This is a genomic window from Moraxella sp. RCAD0137 (assembly GCF_002894025.1).
Taxonomy (GTDB): domain Bacteria; phylum Pseudomonadota; class Gammaproteobacteria; order Pseudomonadales; family Moraxellaceae; genus Moraxella; species Moraxella porci.
This window is the reverse complement of record NZ_LTCC01000001.1, coordinates 119,633-136,522: the sequence shown is the minus strand read 5'-3', so window position 1 is coordinate 136,522 and position 16,890 is coordinate 119,633. Positions and strand designations below refer to the sequence as shown.

The window sequence follows — 16,890 nt, the reverse complement described above, 5'->3', positions numbered from 1 at the left end:
GTTGATGATGAAAGATGAGCACAGCCTGCTGATCGATGCCATCTGATGTCATCAACAGCTTTGGATGCTGCTGCTTGGCATTTGTCTATGTCAAGCAGCATGTCTTGATTTTGGCTTTTGATCTGTGATGCGTATGGATAACTTACAAAAACCTATGATTTTACGAAATATGGGCGTCAAGCTTTTGGTGGCTGCACTGTGTTTGCTCAGTTTTTTGGCAGGTTTTTATGCGCATCAGTCACGGCAGATGAATTATTGCAAATCCCTTAATCAGCCATTTGTGGTTGACCAAAGCGTGGTGATTTGCCAAACTCCCTAATCTGCAAAATTAATGCACCAACATCTCAGCCAGCTTGGCTTTATTATGAGCATTATCCCAGTTAATCAAGGCTTGCAGACGCCGTTTATAAATCTCTGACAGCAGCAAATTCTTACTGGCAATTTGTTGCTTGTTCAGCACTTCTTTAAGCGCAACAGACAACAACTCCAAAAACATCGGCAGCTGATCTGCAATCGGATGCTGTGACTTGCTTTGAAAATGCTGCCAATGCTGCTGAATCTGCTGTCTGGCATCGTGTGATAAAGCAGCACTGATAAAATGCGTGCGAGCATAGGGGCTGATATCATCACTCAAAACATCCTCAGGCAGCTGCTTGATGATGGCGATGACCTCATTTAATAATGGACTGTCAAAACTCGCCCAAGTTGGCAAATCTGGCAACGCCAAGTCTTGACGCTGCATGTGCGCCAATAAAGGCTCGTGCGCTGATTGCATCTGTGAGCTGTCAATGATGTATGCCAAAGGATCGGGCGTCAACAAGCTTGGGGTATGTACGATCGACAGCGCAATTTCGGTGATGGCATCGATGTCATTGGTGCTGTTATAATTAATGGTATCGACGCGTGCAGTAAACCTACCATCTTTGCCGATGGCTTTTAATTTTTGATAAATGTCGCTGTTTAGCCACCATCTTAGGCTTGAGCCTTTGGGCAACAGTTCGGTGAGCGCTCTGAGCGTTGCCATTGCCTGTGCTTTTTGTTCAGGTCGGGTCAAATCAAATTGAGAAGACAGCACCCCATACAAATAATCCGACAGACTGACCGCGCCATCGATGGCAGTTTGCATGGCATCAATACCATGCGCCTTAATAAAAGTATCAGGATCATGGCCATCAGCCAAAGTCAAAAAGCGCAGCTCGCGGCCATCGTGAAGCACGGGCGCTGCAATCTCAAGCGTCCGCCATGCTGCTTTTTGACCCGCGCTGTCACCATCAAAGCACAAGGTTAGCTTATGATTGTATCTAAGCAAACGATCGATTTGCTTTTCATTGGCGGCCGTACCCATCGGAGCGACAGCGCCATAGATGCCTGCTTGATACAAGGCGATGACATCCATATAGCCCTCGACCATCAGGTAGTCACGGGCTTTTTGTTGGCGGGCTTCGTATAGACCGTACAAGATGTGCTGTTTTTGGAATACCGGTGATTCGCTGGAGTTGATGTATTTTGGCATCTCATCGCCCAGACTGCGGCCAGCAAAACCAACGATGCGCCCTTGGGTGTCTTTGATCGGGAAAATCACTCGATGGCGCAGCAGATCAAAGCTGCGACCAGCGGTTTTGGTGGAATCACGCACCAAGCCCAAAATCTTCAACCCTTCGACATCGTGCGGAAAAACTTGCTCCAAATGCTGCCAACCCTCAGGTGCATAACCAAGCCCAAAAGTCTCGATGGTCTCATCACTTAGCCCGCGATCCAAAAAATACTGCTTGGCAAATGGGATGCTGTGCAGCATGAATTGATAATAGCGATGCACCTGTTCTAACAGACTGTATAAATCCCCTTGAGGATCAGGCTGTGTCGTGGCTGATGAATCAAAATTGCCATCAAAATAATCATCGGTCTGATCTATAACCTCAGCATCATGATCATAAAAGCCTAAGTGATGCGACTGATCAAAATAAGCTGGCTTGGTGTTATCGACTGCCAGCTCTGAGTGCTGAGGCTGCAAGTCGGGTTGTGGCGCAATGGGTTTGGCGCCTTGGGTTTTGATGGATTTTTTGTATTTGAATTTTTGTTGATCGGCGGTATCTTTGGGCAGCTCAATGCCAGTTTGCTCGGAGAGATATTTCACCGATTCGATGAAATTCATCCGCTCAAATTCTTTTAAAAAAGTAATGGCATTGCCTTTGGCGTGACAACCAAAGCAGTAGTAGAGATTAGTCTGTGGATTGACATAAAAAGAGGGCGTTTTTTCACCATGAAATGGACAACAACCCTTAAATTCACGCCCAGCAGGCTTAAGGGTGGTGTGCTTGCCGATGATCTCCATCAAATCGGCTTCTGCGTTTAGCTGTTCGATAAGGGATTCGGGAATTTGCATGGTGACGCTGCTCAAGGTCAAATCATATGATGGTTAAGATCAGTTCATCAACTGCTGGCACAGTCTATCAGCATGATTTATGCTTGCCGATGATGCCACCAAAAACAGGCGACTTATGCCGCCTGATGATCATTGGAAAACAGCCTAGAATTAGCGTGGCACATCGTTTAAATGCCCAGCTTCTGCCTCAGAGTCGGGCAGTCCTAAGCTGATGGCAGGGCGACGCGTCGTACTGGCGGCTGGCGCTTCAAGCGCTTGGCTGTCAACAGCTGGTAGGACGATGCCACCTGCTTGGCGGATGATCTGCTCACGCGTGGCGCCATTATATTGGCCTTGATAGCTGTCTTGGTTATCACTGGCACGGCCTAGGCGACCAAAGCTGATCGCTGACAGTACTTTTTGGGTGCGAGTTTTGGCACCTGTATCGTTTAGGCGGACCGAGCCATCACGATTTAAGTACTGCGGATAATTGATTTGTAATAAGGTTTTATATTGATTGGCGGTGTCTGTCAGGCCAAGTTCGCTATTGGCATGAGCCAAAATGGCAATGGCTTCAGGCACTGCGGTTGATTGTGGGTAATATTGAAATACCCATTTGGCGCGGTTGGCAGCAGCGACCATGGCATCACGCTTGATGTACCAACGCGCGGCGACCATCTCATTTTCAGCGAAATCATTATAAATCGCTACCATGCGTTGTGCAGCATCGGCAGCATAGGCGCTGTTTGGATAGTTATTTAATAAAGTTTGAAAATCTTGGAACGCCAAGCGCAGATAAGTCACATCGCGTGATGACTGATCTAAGCGGAAAAGGCGCGAGGCTTTTGGTGCGCCGCCCATATTGGTCACGCCCTGAACATACAGCGCATAATCCACCGATCGGCTGTTCGGATAAGATCGGATAAACTCTTCAGTGCTTTTTAGAACAGCTTCAAAATCATTGGCCTGATACTGAGCATAAATCAGATCCAGTAGCGCTTGTTGGGCATATTGACCAGTCGGATAAAAGGTGCGAATGTTATTTAAAGATTCAATCGCAGTGCGGTTTTGGTTTTTGTTCAATGCCTCGACGGCTTCTTGATAATATGCAGCGTCAGATTTTTCGGCAGTTTCGATTGTTTCTGCTTTACGATCAAATAATCCACCAACAGTGGCACAACCAGTCATCAGACTGCCTGACAATACAGCCATCACGGCGATTTTTAGAGCATTTGCTTTCATTGTATCCTCGATTTTGATGTCGTGTGACAAATTTTCGCTAGTTTAGCATGATTTGATGACCAAAACAATGAAACCAGACCACAAAGCCTGTCAAATCATCACGGCACAATAAATTAACACCCAAAAGCAATGCTAGAGCAAGGTAATGATTTGCACTAATCGACCGTGATGGCTGACATTGATTAGAAAAAATGTTGGCGGTGATTGATTATGGGCAAGTATTAATCAATTTGATATCGATTTCATATCAATGCTTTAATCAGCCAAACCTCAGTCAAGCAATGCCCATAATTAGCACCCAAAAGTGGCGACAATCCCAAAAATGTGCTAAAGTATCGCCTTTTGTTTATCCATTTTTTAGTATAAGTAGCCATCATGACAGTTGATGATATTTCACAGAAAGACACTCTTTTGACCGATACGCCATTTGATGCGATGATGGATGATGGTGATGCCTTTGATGCAGACGATGTTACGACTGATGGCCAAGCGGACAGCACAGTGCAGAGCTATACTGTGCAGGCAGCTGATGTGGGTGTGCGCTTGGATAAGCTTGCTAGCACGGTCTTTGATGGCTTTTCACGGGCTAATATCCAAAAGCTCATTGAAAATGGCGAGCTACTTGTCAATGGTGCGATTGTTAAGCCAAAATACGCAGTCAAGGCTAGTGATGCGCTGATATTGACCGCTGTACTTGAGAATCATTCTGAAGATTTGCCTGAGGATATCGCCATCGATGTAATCTATGAAGATGATGAAGTCATCGTAATCAATAAACCTGCTGGGCTTGTGGTGCATCCTGGGGCGGGCAACCACACAGGCACGCTTGTCAATGCACTGCTGTATCATTATCCTGATGTGGCGCATCTGCCACGCGCAGGGCTTGTGCATCGTATCGATAAGGACACCACAGGGCTACTTGTCGTCGCTCGCACAAAATCAGCACAGCTTGATTTGATAGATCAGCTAAAAGATAAAAGCGTGTATCGTCTATACCAATGTATCGCACTGGGCGCACCACATGAAATCATGCGTCATGCACGCATCGATGCGCCCATCGGCAGACACAGTACACAGCGCACCAAGATGGCGGTCAAAGATACTGGCAAGCCTGCCGTGACGCACATTGTCAGTGCAAAAGCGTTACATGAGCGTTACAGCCTGTGTGATGTACAGCTAGAGACGGGTCGTACACATCAGATTCGGGTGCATCTGTCTCATGTCGGTCATCCGCTGATTGGTGATAAGGTCTATGGCACATCGCCACGAGCTGGGCTGACAAATGAGCAGCGTCAAGTGGTGGCAAATTTCCCAAGACAGGCACTGCACGCACATACGCTTGGCTTTGTGCATCCCGTCACTGGCGAATCGATGAAATTTCATGCGCCACTGCCTGATGATTTTAGGGCGCTCATCGATGTATTTACCGACTGATTTGGCAAAATAAGGATGCGATGATGAGTGATGGCGTGCCAGTTGGCGTACTTTATCAAGATGATAGCGTGTTGGTTGTACAGACACGAGCGGGGGCATTTGATAAGTTTGATGATACTGATTTGTACGGTGAATTTAACTTAGGTTTGCATGTCAATGATAATCCCAAATCCGTGCTACAGCGCCGCGCTATGCTGTTAGATGCCATCAGTGCCTATGCAGCGATCGAGGACATCCACTGGCTTAATCAAATACACGGCGATACTGTACTTGATATTAATGCAGATATGCCGCCATCATTACACGCGGTGTCTGCTGATGCACTCATCACCAAGTCATCTAATCATGCACTTGCCATCATGACAGCTGACTGTGTGCCTGTGGCAATTTTTGGTGATGCCAATGATGGCATTGCCTGTATTCACGCAGGTTGGCAGGGATTGGTTAATGGCATCATCGCCAAAAGCCATGCCAAGCTAAGTGCCAAGAATACTGCGATGCAAAAGCCCAAAGCCATCATAGGTGCTTGTATCTCACAAGGCTCATATCAAATCACAGATGCACTCGCCAAGCGTATCTGCGATGAGGTGGCAGTGCAGTCGCTTGTCAATATGACAGCATCAGATCTGTATGATAGCATCGTCATTCCATCGGATGATGCTGGTAAAGTAAATATTGATATTGTCAAGCTTGCACGGCTAGAGCTTGAGCATCTGGGCATTGAAGTGGTCAATCAGTCCGTGCCGTGTAGTTATCTTGAGCCAAATTTATACTCTTATCGCGCGCAGACGCATGCAGGCAAATCAGCCACTGGCAGAATGGCATTACTCATCGCCAAAAAACAAGCCAAGACTTAGCTTGGCCTGTACAAGTGATGGCTTATGCAGGGTTATTAATGTCAATAAACTGCGTCTTAATACCGAACTGATCAGCGATGTGATCAGCCAGCCGCATCACGCCACCGCGCTCGGTCGCATGATGACCTGCAGCAAAATAATCAACACCCATCTCACGCGCCATGTGGGTGGTGCGCTCTGAGATCTCACCAGAGATGAAGGCGTCGCAGCCCATTAGCGCAGCTTGCTCGATCATATCCTGAGCGCCGCCTGTGCAGATGGCGATCTTCTTTAAGGTTCGCTTTGGATCATCGGCTGCGATGTGCGTCGGTGTGCGGCCTAGGGCGTGGGCAATTTTTTGGGCAAGTTCATCGGCGGCGATCGGCGCAGTGCTGGCGATATTACCCACAGGATGTTTTTGGTCTGGATACAGCGCGCCTGTGATGGTAAGATCCAACAGATCGGTAAGCGCGCGGTTATTGCCAAGCTCGGGATGAGCATCGAGTGGCAAATGATAAGCGATGAGTGAGATGCCATGCTCGTATAAGCTTTGGATGCGCTTGCCTTTCATGCCCGTCAATGGTTGTGCTTCACCTTTCCAAAAATAGCCATGATGCACCAAGATCGCCTGCGCCTTATGTTCGATGGCTTGATCAATCAGCGCCTGACAGGCTGTCACGCCTGCGATCAGATGCTCAATCGGCTTGCCAGTATCGACCTGCAGACCATTGGGGCAATAATCCTTAAATTCATTAGCGCTTAACAGCGTATCACAATAATCTGCCAAGGCGGCTGGGGTGGGCAAAGTCTGGCTCATAGCTCGGGGTATCCTTTTTTTAATAAAATAAATACATCATTCATCATTCATCGGCCATCATCGGCAGATGAGCTTTGGCTTTTTATTGTAGTGGGTTTTTGGATCAAGTGCAAATCACTGCCATCACGGTCATCGATTTAGTATTTTTAAACTTGTTTAAATGATCAATCGGCTTGTTAATTTGGCGCACAGCCTCATATAATGAGCATGGCCGTTTTGTGATGATACAACGGCGCTAGGAGTACCCATGAATCAACCTGCACATCCTGACCAAATCGCACCAAATCCACAGTTAACCACCAACACCGAGCAGTTTGCCATTGCTGGTATGACTTGCCAGTCCTGCGCCAGTCGCATCGAAAAAGTGCTGAATAAAAAACCAGCCATCGAATCGGCTTGTGTGAACTTTGCCACAGAGACGCTGACGGTGACTTATGATGCTGACAGTACGGATGCTGATGAGGTGATGGCTTGGGTCGAAAAAACAGGCTTTCAGGCCACACCGATGACAGAGCATACCACGGCCGACACGCAGACGCCTTGGGGTCTGATGCTGCTGTGGCTGCTGTCGTTGCCGTTTTGGGTGGGGATGATTGGCATGATGATCGGCAGCCATGCATTGATGGTGCCTGTGTGGCTGCAATTTGTGCTAGCCAGCATCGTGCAGCTGGTATTTGGTGCCAGATTTTATCGTGGCGCTTGGGCAAGCATCCGAGGTGGACTGGCCAATATGGATGTGCTGGTGGCGCTCGGTACGACGGCGATTTGGGCGTATTCGACTTATGTTTGGCTGACCCATCCGCATGCGATGCACGCGGTGTATTTTGAGGCATCGGTGATGGTGATTGCTTTTGTGTGTTTGGGCAAATATCTTGAGCATCGCACAAAAACCCAAAGTCTGGACAGCTTGGGATTGCTCAGCAAACTGATCCCCACTGAAGTCATCAAACAAGTCGATGGCCAATGGATCAAAGTTGGCATCGACAGTATTCAAACAAAAGATGTGCTATTGGTCAATACAGGCGATAAGGTCGCGGTGGATGGCGTGGTGCTGTCTGGTGTGGGGATGACAGATGAATCACATCTGACAGGCGAGAGTTTATTGATCCAAAAAACGAGCAATGACACCATTTATGCAGGCAGCACCTTGATGGATGGATCGCTGATTTATCAAGCCACTGCCACAGGTGCGGAAACTCAGCTGGGCGATATGATGACAGCATTAAAAGATGCCCAAGGCACCAAAGCTCATATCGCGCGCTTTGCCGATCGGGTGGCAGCGGTGTTCGTGCCTGTGGTGGTTGCGATCTCGATTATGACATTTGTGGCTAATTGGATGCTAGGCACGGGTTTTGATCAGGCACTGATGCGTGCAGTGGCGGTACTGGTGATCGCTTGCCCGTGTGCTTTGGGACTGGCGACACCAGCGGCCATCATGGCGGGTATGGGTACTGCTGCTCGGCACGGTGTCTGGTTTAAAGATGCTGTGAGCCTTGAGTCTGCTGGCAGCATCGATACCATTATCTTCGACAAGACAGGCACGCTCACCACAGGTAAGCCAAGCGTGCGTCAGATAGCGCTGATGGACAGCGATCTGGATGCTGATACCGCGTTACAGCTGACCGCCAGCATCGAACAGTACGCCAGTCATCCCTTGGCTGATGCACTCATCCATGCTGCCAAAGCCGCCAATCTGCCACTACTGCCAGCTGATGACATCGTCAGTACCACAGGCCAAGGGCTGTCAGGTACGATCGATGCTGTGGGGCGCTTGACAGTGGGGACGCCTGATTTTGTCGGTATCGATGGCTGGGTGGCTGATGAGGATTGGCAGGATGTCAGCATTGTCGGTCTAGCCATTGATGGCGTGCCAAAGGCGATCTTTGGGCTAAGCGATACGCTAAAACCTGAAGCCGCCAGCATCGTCCATCAGATCCATCAAGACGATATCCAAACTGTGCTGCTCAGTGGCGATCGACAGTCAGTGGTAGATGAAGTGGCCAAGCATCTTGGCATTGACCGCGCCAAGGGTCAAATGTCACCGCGCGATAAACTGGCTTCGATCGAGACACTCAAGCAGCAAGGCCACCGCGTCGCCATGATCGGAGATGGGGTGAACGACGCACCTGCGATGGCTGCAGCCAATGCCAGCTTTGCCGTCGGCGGTGCTACAGACATCGCGCGCCACAGTGCCTCTGCAAGGCTGCTTGGTGACTCATTAAGCCATGTGTATTATGCTTATACCATCGCGCGGATGACGCTTGCGAACATCAAACAAAACTTTTTCTTTGCTTTGGTGTATAACTGCATCGGCATTCCGCTGGCGGCGATGGGATTATTAAATCCGATGATGGCAGCCGCAGCGATGGCACTGAGCTCGATGTCGGTATTATTGAACGCCATGCGCCTAAAACGCGTGAGGCTAAATAGCGTCGTTGATGAAATTTCGGCAGTTTGATTTGGTAAATGAGAATTATTTGTATAAATTTCGTAGTCAACCAAAATAAATATTCTTATTTTTGCAATGTTTGCTATAATAGCCAAACATTTTATTCGTCACTCAATCCAAAGGTCTTACGGTGAAGCAAGTTTCCTCTTTGACAACAAATTTGACATCAAAATCACAGCGCGGTTCGACGAACCAAATTTTGGCGCTGTTCTTGATTGCGCTCATTTTTTCATCATTGATTGTCGCGGTGATCGGCTATAAATTTGGCTATCGTCAAGGCCTAAACAGCGTTGATAGAGCGGTCACCAGTAATAACGAAGCTGTCGCCAATGTCAGTCAGTTGTCTGCTGAAAATATTCAACTAAAACAAGACATTGCCACCGCCATTCAAGAACGAGACATCAGCCGCTCGACCCTTGATAATCTGCGCACCGACATCGAAAATCTAAAAACCACCAATTTGCAGCTTGAGCAGGTCAATGAGCTATTAAAGACCTCGGTGGCTGATCAAGGTGGTGTGGCGCTTAATATCATCGCCTCAGAGATCATCTCTTTGCCCGAAAATACCTTTGAATATCGCTTTGATGTGGCGATGCTAGATATCTCAGGCAAGGCGGTGACCATGATCCCAAAACTGACCTTATTAAACGAAACCAGTATGGTTGAGATCCCATTGGATCCTGCCAGCTATGATGTGCGCGGTGTCGCCAATATTCGCGGTCGATTCATCATGCCTGAGGGTTTTGAGCCTAAGCAAATGAAGATCGAGCTTGCCGCTGGCACCCAAAAAGTGCAGCAGCTGTATAATTGGCAAATCGGCAAAATCATCACTGATGCGCCGCCGTCATTATCCGAGATGTCGAACACCAGCCATCGCCCGATTGTCAAATCTGACGCTCAATAAGGCGTATCATCAAGCAGGCGAAATGCTCAGTCATCGCCTGTTTTTGATTTTTAGATGGCTGTAGATCATTGAGCATCATACCAAAACCAACTTTCTCATGGAATTAACATGGATTCTAGCACCGATCTGGATACCGATGTCATCACCAAAAGCCAGACCCATGTGCAGCACCCCAAACTGTACGCAGTGGTGATGCATAATGACAATTACACGACGATGGATTTTGTGGTATTTGTGCTGATGGAGGTGTTTGAGCATTCGTTGGATGAAGCTTTTGAGCTGATGATGCAGATTCATCACGCAGGCCGTGCGGTCGTGGCGACATTGCCTTATGACATTGCTGAGATGAAGGTCGATGAGGTGACCATGCTGGCAGAACAAGAGCAATTTCCGCTATTGACCACCATTGAGCCTGCCTAAGATTTTACCAAGTCACTGTCAGGTTTTACCAAATCACTGTCAGGTTTTACCAAATCACTGCCATCTTTAACGGTGCGCTTGATGCGCCCACCCAATCATTTGATAAGGATAAGCATGTTAAGTCCTGAATTTATTAGCATCCAAGAATTTATCCAAGCATATGCCAAGCAGCATCAGCATCAGTTCATCACTGTCGAACATTTGTTTTTGGGCCTATTAAAAGATGAGACGACGATCAAAGTGCTTGAGATGTGCGGTGCGGACACGCAGCATTTTTTGACCAGCTTAAAGCAATACCTTCAAGATTTTATCCCTAAGCGTGATGGCGTGGAGCCAATGCCCACCAAAAGCCTAAACCGAGTGCTTCAGCGCGCAATTTGGCAGGTGCAAGCCAGTCAAAGCGATCAACTGGTTGCGCCCATCGATGCACTGGTAGCGATCTTTAAAGAAGATAACAGCTATGCCAATGAGTTGATCCAGTCAAGCGGGATTGATATTTTGGCGGTGACGCGTGCCATTTCAAGCCTGAATCGGCAGTATGCCACCGATAGTGATCTTATGGATGACAGCAGTAAAGAAGGCTTAAGCGCCAAAGATCCATTACAGCTTTATGCTCTAAATCTGAACGAACATGCCAAATCTGGCAAAATCGATCCTTTGGTAGGGCGATCCGATGAGATCGAACGCTGCGCACAGATCCTGTGTCGCCGCCGCAAAAACAACCCACTGCTGGTCGGAGATCCCGGCGTCGGCAAGACAGCGATCGCAGAAGGGTTGGCATGGCTGATCACTAGCGGTCAAGCACCCAAGCCATTGGCTGATGCGACGATTTACAGTCTGGATATGGGCGCACTGATCGCTGGTACTAAGTTTCGTGGCGAGTTTGAGGCGCGCATGAAATCGCTGATTGATGTTTTAAAAACCATGCCCGAGGCGATCTTGTTCATCGATGAAATTCATATGATCATCGGAGCAGGCGCGTCGATGGACAGCAGTATGGATGTCTCCAATCTCATTAAGCCAGCTTTGGCAAAAGGTGAGATCCGCTGCATCGGCTCGACGACTTTTATTGAATATCGCCAAGTGTTTGAAAAAGATCATGCATTATCCCGCCGATTCCAAAAAATCGACATCAAAGAGCCATCGATCAGTGATGCCATCGCCATTTTGGATGGCTTAAAAGGCTATTATGAAGCCTTTCATCAGGTCAAATACAGCGAATCGGCCATCGAAGCGGCTGTCAAATTATCCGCCAAGCACATTCATGAGCGCTTTTTGCCAGACAAAGCCATCGATGTCATCGATGAAGCGGGCGCATATCGCCGCTTACAGGCGACCACTCAGACCAAAGACAATACCGATGCCAAAGATCCGATGGCGTCATCTGATGAAATCAGTGTCAATGACGGTGATGAGGTGATTGATGTTGGTGATATCGAAAAAGTGGTCGCGAAGATCGCGCGCATCCCACCCAAATCGGTCACCAGCGATGACAAGCAGATACTAAAAAACCTTGAAAAAAATCTCAAGCAAGTCATCTTCGGCCAAGATGCGGCAGTGGAAGTGCTGACTGATGCTATTTTATTGGCGCGCTCAGGTCTTACGCACCCTGATAAACCAATCGGGTCTTTCTTATTTGCTGGCCCGACAGGTGTCGGCAAAACTGAGATCAGCAAGCAGCTGGCTTATCAGTTGGGCGTGCCGCTGCTTAGATTTGATATGAGTGAATACATGGAGGCGCATACCGCGTCGCGTCTGATCGGAGCGCCACCAGGCTATGTTGGCTATGATCAAGGCGGTCTATTGACCGAAAAAGTCCAACAAAATCCGCACTGCGTACTGCTGCTTGATGAGCTAGAAAAGGCGCACAGCGATGTGTTTAATCTGCTTTTACAAGTGATGGATCATGGCACGCTGACGGATAATAATGGCCGTTCGGTGTCCTTTAAACAAGTCATTTTGATTATGACAACCAATGTCGGCGCCCAAAGCATCAGCCGAAATTCGATGGGATTTACCGAGCAAAGCCATCACACAGATAACCAAAAAGCCATCGAGCAGACTTTTAGCCCAGAATTTAGGAATCGCCTAGATGCCATCATTAACTTTGCACCGCTGTCCAGTGCAGTCATTGACGGCGTGGTTGATAAATTCATCACCGAACTACAAGCCCAGCTCATCGACAAAAATATCATCCTAACTGTCAATGATGAGGTGCGAGCGTACTTGGCGTTAAAAGGCTATGATCGATTGATGGGCGCGCGACCGATGGCACGACTGATTCAAGACACCCTCAAAAAACCTCTGTCGCAGCTGATTTTATTTGAAGGACTGTCAGAAGGCGGCAGCGTTGAAGCAGTCATGCAAGAAGGTGCGATAAAGCTTAAGACCAACGCTTTAGCAACCCGAAAAGTCACTGGAAAAAAAGCCATAAATTGACTATAATTAATGCGGTTTTTATTTATAAGCATCTAGGTGAGCGATTATGGCAACAATTTTAGACGGTAAAGCATTGGCAAAAAGCGTTGAGAGCGATCTTTTGGCGCGTGTAGAAGCCCTGAAACAAAAAACTGGCCGCACCCCGATTTTGGCGACCATCTTGGTGGGCGATGACCCAGCGTCTGCCACTTATGTACGCATGAAAGGCAATGCTTGTCGCCGTGTGGGCATGGACAGCATCCGTGTCGAGATGCCAGAGCAGACGACGACCGATGAGCTGTTAGCCAAGATCGATGAGCTAAACGCCAATCCGGATGTGCATGGTATTTTGCTGCAGCATCCAGTGCCATCACAGATCGATGAGCGCGCCTGCTTTGATCGCATCAGCTTGAGCAAAGATGTCGATGGTGTCACTTGCTTGGGCTTTGGGCGTATGGCGATGGGCGAGCCTGCTTATGGATCTTGCACCCCTCAAGGGATCATGCATCTATTGAATGATTATGGCATCGAGCTACAAGGCAAGCATGCTGTGGTGGTCGGTCGTAGCGCGATTTTGGGCAAGCCGATGGCCATGATGCTATTAAATGCCAACTGTACTGTGACCATTTGCCATTCACGCACCCAGAATTTGCCTGAGCATGTGGCCTCTGCCGACATCGTCGTCGGGGCTGTCGGTGTGCCTGAGCTGATCAAAAAAGACTGGATCAAGCCAGGTGCCATCGTCGTTGATGCAGGCTTTCACCCGACTGATGAAGGCGGCTGCGGTGACATCGAGCTGGACGGCATTGATGCCATCGCCTCAGCTTATACACCTGTACCAGGTGGTGTGGGGCCGATGACGATCAATACTTTGATCCGCCAAACTGTCGAAGCTGCCGAAAAAGAAGCTGGTCTATAAAATCACAGTCCGACAATGCCAGCATCGCTTGTGTGAGCGATGCTGTTTTTTTAGAATTGATTGAGCGGAATTTTTAGATAACGGATGCCATTATCCTCAGCATCTGGCAGCCTGCCTGCGCAAAGGTTTACCTGTATAGCGGGTAATATCAGCTTTGGCATGGACAGTGTTTTGTCTTTGGCGTCGCGCATAGTGACAAAATCGGCCTTCTCGGTTTGGGCGGCAAGATGGATATTATGCTGCTTTTGTTCGCCGATGCTGGTCTTATGACAAAAGGTATGTCGATCAGGCGGTAGATAATCGTGACACAAATAGACTGTGGTATCACAGGGTAATCTGTAGAGCTTTTGTACCGAATCAAACAGCGCTTCACTGCTGCCTTTGGGAAAATCACATCGAGCGGTGCCATAATCAGGCATAAAGACAGTATCACCAACAAAAACTGCGTCACCGATCACATAGCTCATGCAAGCAGGCGTATGCCCCGGCGTGGCAAGTGCGATGGCAGACAGCGACCCGATGGCAAATGAGTCGTCATCGGCAAATAGATGATCAAAGCCCATCTGTGCATTGACTGTCTTAAAATCTGTATTATAGATCTTACCAAATACCGCTTGCACCTCTTCGATGCGATGGCTAATGGCAATCTGACCACCCAATTGAGACCTTAGATAACTCGCGGCGCTTAGGTGATCGGCGTGGATGTGGGTTTCTAAATGCCATTGTACTTTTAGGCCGTGATCTTGGACATAGCCAATGATCTCATCGGCAAGCTTGGTGTTGGTAGATGCGCTGGCCATCTCAAAGCCAAGCACGCTGTCGATAATGGCACAATAATCCGTTGCAGGGTCAGTCACCACATAGCTGAATGTGTGACTGTCTTTATCAAAAAAGTGTTGAACTTTCATGCTTTACTCCCATATCCTCTTATCCAATTAAAGCCAAACATTGCGACCAACATTGGCATAAAAAAATACAATACCTCAAACCTACCCAAGCCCATCAATGACAGCGCGGGGGCAGGGCAGATCCCCACCAAACCCCAACCGATGCCAAAAAGCAGCGCACCTGTGATCAGTGATCGATCGATGCTTGTGGCAGTCGGCAGATCAAATTTTCCGTCGTCATGCGTTGCCATATGACGCTTGGCAAGTGTAAATGGCACAATCGCCACGCTGATCGCGCCGATCATCACAAAGGCCAGACTAGCATCAAATGCCCCAAAAATATCCAAAAATCCGATGACCTTGGCAGGATTTGCCATACCTGAAATCAGCAAACCTGCACCAAATAACAACCCAGCCATCAGAGCATAAATCTGTGCTTTATTCATAAAAGACCCCGTACGCGCATCACAGCGACAATGAGCATGCCTGCTGCCATAAATGTCACAGTTGCGACCATCGAGCGCAGCGAAAGTCTGGATATGCCACATATCCCATGACCGCTGGTGCAGCCTGACCCCAGACGCGTACCGACACCGACCAGTACGCCTGCGATGACTAATAAAACATGATTATCAGTTAAGCTGATGGCATTATGATCTATCCAACCAAATAGCCGCGCCAGTAAGGCGCTGAGCAAAATACCCAATAAAAACCAAAGCGCAGGACTGGCTTTGGTAGTAGGCAGTCTTGCAATCATGCCGCTGACGCCGACCACTTTACCTGTCGTGTACAGATATGCGACGCAGGCGATGCCAATCAACACCCCGCCAAGCCATGCCGATAAATAAGGATGCATAATGATCTCCATTAAAATATATTTTATTATAATATATATTTTTATATAATGATAGAAATTTTTTGTGCTTTGTGATACGATGGTTTCTTTTTTTTGGGGAATTAAGTTGAGTAATATTGATTTTACCGAGTTGCCCAAAGCGGTGTCTGTGCTAAAACTTTTGGCCAATCCTGAGCGGCTAAAGATCGTCTGCGTACTGGCAGAGCGGTCTTTGAATGTGGGTGAAATTGAGATGCTGACACACATTACACAGCCCACCTTGTCGCAGCAGCTTGGCATTTTGCGTAAAAATGGCGTGCTAAGCACGGACAAGCGTGGAAAATTTGTGTATTATCAGTTGGTCGATCCTAAGCTTGTGCAGCTGATCGGCTGCTTGCATGAGTTGTATTGTGACTCCAGCGCCTGAGATGATCACAGCACAGCTGATCAATGTCATTGATCAATAGATGACCTAACCATCAAGCCATCAATCACAAAGGCCGATTCAGTCTTTACCATGATGGTCTAGAGCCAAATCAGCCTAAGCGGTGTCAGATTAACCTTTGATGCGGATCAATGATTCAAAATTTTGCCCAAAAATGCCTGCGCGCGTTCAGACTTGGCGTTTTGGAAAAACTCATCTTTGCTGCAGTTTTCGACGATATGCCCTTGATCCATAAAGATAATACGGCTGGCGACTTGGCGCGCAAAGCCCATCTCATGTGTCACGCACATCATGGTCATGCCCTCATTGGCCAAATCCACCATCACCTCGAGTACCTCTTGGATCATCTCAGGATCGAGCGCGGAAGTCGGTTCATCGAACAGCATGGCGATCGGATCCATCGATAGGGCGCGAGCGATCGCCACACGCTGCTGCTGACCGCCTGACATCTCGGCAGGATATTTTTTGGCGTGTGCTGCCAGACCGACGCGATCTAGATAGCCCATGCCTTTTTTGATGGTCTCATCAGCGCCTCTGCCCAGTACTTTTTGTTGGGCAATGGTTAGGTTTTCAATGATCGATAAATGCGGAAACAACTCAAAATGCTGAAACACCATACCTACTTGGCTGCGCAGTTTTGGTAGATTGGTGTTTTTATCGCCAACACTGGTGCTATTGATTAAAATTTCCCCTTTTTGAAAGGGTTCTAGGCCGTTGACAGTCTTGATTAGGGTGGATTTGCCTGAGCCTGATGGACCACAGACCACCGTGACATCACCTTTGTGGACATGAGCGGTGCAGTCAGTCAGCACCTGAAAATCGCCATACCATTTGCTGACATCGCGGATTTTGATCATGATTTCATCGGATTTGTGACCGCTGTCGGTGACAAGGCCACCAAATTCATTAATATAAGATTTAT

The 16,890-nt window shown here is 48.1% G+C and carries 16 protein-coding genes; 9 read left to right on the top strand and 7 right to left on the bottom strand.

What is annotated here, in order from left to right; translation table 11 throughout:
* Positions 1 to 154: 154 nt before the first annotated feature.
* Positions 155 to 319 (top strand): hypothetical protein, encoded by a 165-nt coding sequence (locus AZ602_RS00565; RefSeq protein WP_227525123.1) that lies wholly within the window; start codon positions 155 to 157, stop codon positions 317 to 319.
* Positions 320 to 328: 9 nt separating this feature from the next.
* Here the strand turns inward: AZ602_RS00565 and AZ602_RS00560 are convergent, their stop codons facing one another.
* Together AZ602_RS00560 and AZ602_RS00555 are read right to left on the bottom strand one after the other, a co-directional pair.
* Positions 329 to 2,383 carry a DNA primase gene (locus tag AZ602_RS00560; RefSeq protein ID WP_103033521.1) on the bottom strand — a complete coding sequence of 685 codons (2,055 nt, stop codon included), beginning with the start codon at positions 2,381 to 2,383 and terminating at the stop codon, positions 329 to 331.
* Between the two features lie 150 nt (positions 2,384 to 2,533).
* Positions 2,534 to 3,604, bottom strand: a complete 1,071-nt coding sequence (locus AZ602_RS00555; protein WP_103033229.1) for an outer membrane protein assembly factor BamD — start codon at positions 3,602 to 3,604, stop codon at positions 2,534 to 2,536.
* Positions 3,605 to 3,979: 375 nt separating this feature from the next.
* On the opposite strand from AZ602_RS00555, the gene AZ602_RS00550 reads away from it, so the two are divergent.
* Positions 3,980 to 5,038, top strand: coding sequence for an RluA family pseudouridine synthase (locus AZ602_RS00550; protein WP_103033228.1), 1,059 nt, complete (start codon positions 3,980 to 3,982; stop codon positions 5,036 to 5,038).
* Positions 5,039 to 5,061: 23 nt separating this feature from the next.
* Positions 5,062 to 5,895 (top strand): polyphenol oxidase family protein, encoded by an 834-nt coding sequence (locus AZ602_RS00545; protein ID WP_227525122.1) that lies wholly within the window; start codon positions 5,062 to 5,064, stop codon positions 5,893 to 5,895.
* 22 nt (positions 5,896 to 5,917) lie between these two features.
* Here AZ602_RS00545 and AZ602_RS00540 read toward each other — a convergent pair whose 3' ends face one another.
* Positions 5,918 to 6,691 carry a Nif3-like dinuclear metal center hexameric protein gene (locus AZ602_RS00540; protein WP_103033226.1) on the bottom strand — a complete coding sequence of 258 codons (774 nt, stop codon included), beginning with the start codon at positions 6,689 to 6,691 and terminating at the stop codon, positions 5,918 to 5,920.
* 247 nt (positions 6,692 to 6,938) lie between these two features.
* On the opposite strand from AZ602_RS00540, the gene AZ602_RS00535 reads away from it, so the two are divergent.
* The 5 genes from AZ602_RS00535 to folD all read left to right on the top strand — a co-directional run bounded on the left by AZ602_RS00535 (position 6,939) and on the right by folD (position 13,801).
* Complete coding sequence (locus AZ602_RS00535; protein WP_227525121.1) at positions 6,939 to 9,149, top strand: cation-translocating P-type ATPase; 2,211 nt, start codon at positions 6,939 to 6,941, stop codon at positions 9,147 to 9,149.
* A 151-nt stretch (positions 9,150 to 9,300) separates the two neighbouring features.
* Complete coding sequence (locus tag AZ602_RS00530) at positions 9,301 to 10,044, top strand: hypothetical protein (protein ID WP_227525120.1); 744 nt, start codon at positions 9,301 to 9,303, stop codon at positions 10,042 to 10,044.
* A 108-nt stretch (positions 10,045 to 10,152) separates the two neighbouring features.
* Positions 10,153 to 10,464, top strand: coding sequence for an ATP-dependent Clp protease adaptor ClpS (locus AZ602_RS00525; RefSeq protein WP_103033224.1), 312 nt, complete (start codon positions 10,153 to 10,155; stop codon positions 10,462 to 10,464).
* A gap of 114 nt (positions 10,465 to 10,578) precedes the next feature.
* Positions 10,579 to 12,903 (top strand): ATP-dependent Clp protease ATP-binding subunit ClpA, encoded by a 2,325-nt coding sequence (clpA, locus tag AZ602_RS00520; RefSeq protein WP_103033223.1) that lies wholly within the window; start codon positions 10,579 to 10,581, stop codon positions 12,901 to 12,903.
* Positions 12,904 to 12,949: 46 nt separating this feature from the next.
* Positions 12,950 to 13,801, top strand: a complete 852-nt coding sequence (folD, locus tag AZ602_RS00515) for a bifunctional methylenetetrahydrofolate dehydrogenase/methenyltetrahydrofolate cyclohydrolase FolD (RefSeq protein WP_078317072.1) — start codon at positions 12,950 to 12,952, stop codon at positions 13,799 to 13,801.
* Positions 13,802 to 13,851: 50 nt separating this feature from the next.
* Here folD and AZ602_RS00510 read toward each other — a convergent pair whose 3' ends face one another.
* Genes AZ602_RS00510 through AZ602_RS00500 form a run of 3 tightly spaced genes read right to left on the bottom strand, consistent with a single transcriptional unit; the run spans position 13,852 to position 15,544 of the window.
* Complete coding sequence (locus AZ602_RS00510) at positions 13,852 to 14,709, bottom strand: MBL fold metallo-hydrolase (RefSeq protein ID WP_103033222.1); 858 nt, start codon at positions 14,707 to 14,709, stop codon at positions 13,852 to 13,854.
* Complete coding sequence (locus AZ602_RS00505; protein ID WP_103033221.1) at positions 14,706 to 15,134, bottom strand: DUF6691 family protein; 429 nt, start codon at positions 15,132 to 15,134, stop codon at positions 14,706 to 14,708. Before AZ602_RS00505 ends, AZ602_RS00510 begins: the two co-directional genes overlap by 4 nt.
* Positions 15,131 to 15,544, bottom strand: a complete 414-nt coding sequence (locus tag AZ602_RS00500; RefSeq protein WP_103033220.1) for a YeeE/YedE family protein — start codon at positions 15,542 to 15,544, stop codon at positions 15,131 to 15,133. The genes AZ602_RS00505 and AZ602_RS00500 overlap by 4 nt, the downstream gene beginning before the upstream one ends.
* Positions 15,545 to 15,623: 79 nt before the next feature.
* Here AZ602_RS00500 and AZ602_RS00495 point away from each other — a divergent pair, with 79 nt between their 5' ends.
* Positions 15,624 to 15,950 (top strand): helix-turn-helix transcriptional regulator, encoded by a 327-nt coding sequence (locus AZ602_RS00495; RefSeq protein ID WP_103033219.1) that lies wholly within the window; start codon positions 15,624 to 15,626, stop codon positions 15,948 to 15,950.
* Between the two features lie 146 nt (positions 15,951 to 16,096).
* Here AZ602_RS00495 and AZ602_RS00490 read toward each other — a convergent pair whose 3' ends face one another.
* Positions 16,097 to 16,825, bottom strand: a complete 729-nt coding sequence (locus AZ602_RS00490) for an amino acid ABC transporter ATP-binding protein (RefSeq protein WP_146025214.1) — start codon at positions 16,823 to 16,825, stop codon at positions 16,097 to 16,099.
* Positions 16,826 to 16,890: the final 65 nt, after the last annotated feature.

Excerpts from the sequence above, each read along its gene's own strand:
- AZ602_RS00525 (WP_103033224.1), top strand. The coding sequence starts at position 10,153 with ATGGATTCTAGCACCGATCTGGATACCGATGTCATCACCAAAAGCCAG.
- AZ602_RS00495 (WP_103033219.1), top strand. The coding sequence starts at position 15,624 with ATGGTTTCTTTTTTTTGGGGAATTAAGTTGAGTAATATTGATTTTACC.
- AZ602_RS00540 (WP_103033226.1), bottom strand. The coding sequence starts at position 6,691 with ATGAGCCAGACTTTGCCCACCCCAGCCGCCTTGGCAGATTATTGTGAT.
- AZ602_RS00545 (WP_227525122.1), top strand. The coding sequence starts at position 5,062 with ATGAGTGATGGCGTGCCAGTTGGCGTACTTTATCAAGATGATAGCGTG.
- AZ602_RS00555 (WP_103033229.1), bottom strand. The coding sequence starts at position 3,604 with ATGAAAGCAAATGCTCTAAAAATCGCCGTGATGGCTGTATTGTCAGGC.
- AZ602_RS00505 (WP_103033221.1), bottom strand. The coding sequence starts at position 15,134 with ATGAATAAAGCACAGATTTATGCTCTGATGGCTGGGTTGTTATTTGGT.
- AZ602_RS00510 (WP_103033222.1), bottom strand. The coding sequence starts at position 14,709 with ATGAAAGTTCAACACTTTTTTGATAAAGACAGTCACACATTCAGCTAT.
- AZ602_RS00550 (WP_103033228.1), top strand. The coding sequence starts at position 3,980 with ATGACAGTTGATGATATTTCACAGAAAGACACTCTTTTGACCGATACG.
- clpA (WP_103033223.1), top strand. The coding sequence starts at position 10,579 with ATGTTAAGTCCTGAATTTATTAGCATCCAAGAATTTATCCAAGCATAT.
- AZ602_RS00560 (WP_103033521.1), bottom strand. The coding sequence starts at position 2,383 with ATGCAAATTCCCGAATCCCTTATCGAACAGCTAAACGCAGAAGCCGAT.
- AZ602_RS00565 (WP_227525123.1), top strand. The coding sequence starts at position 155 with ATGATTTTACGAAATATGGGCGTCAAGCTTTTGGTGGCTGCACTGTGT.
- folD (WP_078317072.1), top strand. The coding sequence starts at position 12,950 with ATGGCAACAATTTTAGACGGTAAAGCATTGGCAAAAAGCGTTGAGAGC.
- AZ602_RS00535 (WP_227525121.1), top strand. The coding sequence starts at position 6,939 with ATGAATCAACCTGCACATCCTGACCAAATCGCACCAAATCCACAGTTA.
- AZ602_RS00490 (WP_146025214.1), bottom strand. The coding sequence starts at position 16,825 with ATGATCAAAATCCGCGATGTCAGCAAATGGTATGGCGATTTTCAGGTG.
- AZ602_RS00500 (WP_103033220.1), bottom strand. The coding sequence starts at position 15,544 with ATGCATCCTTATTTATCGGCATGGCTTGGCGGGGTGTTGATTGGCATC.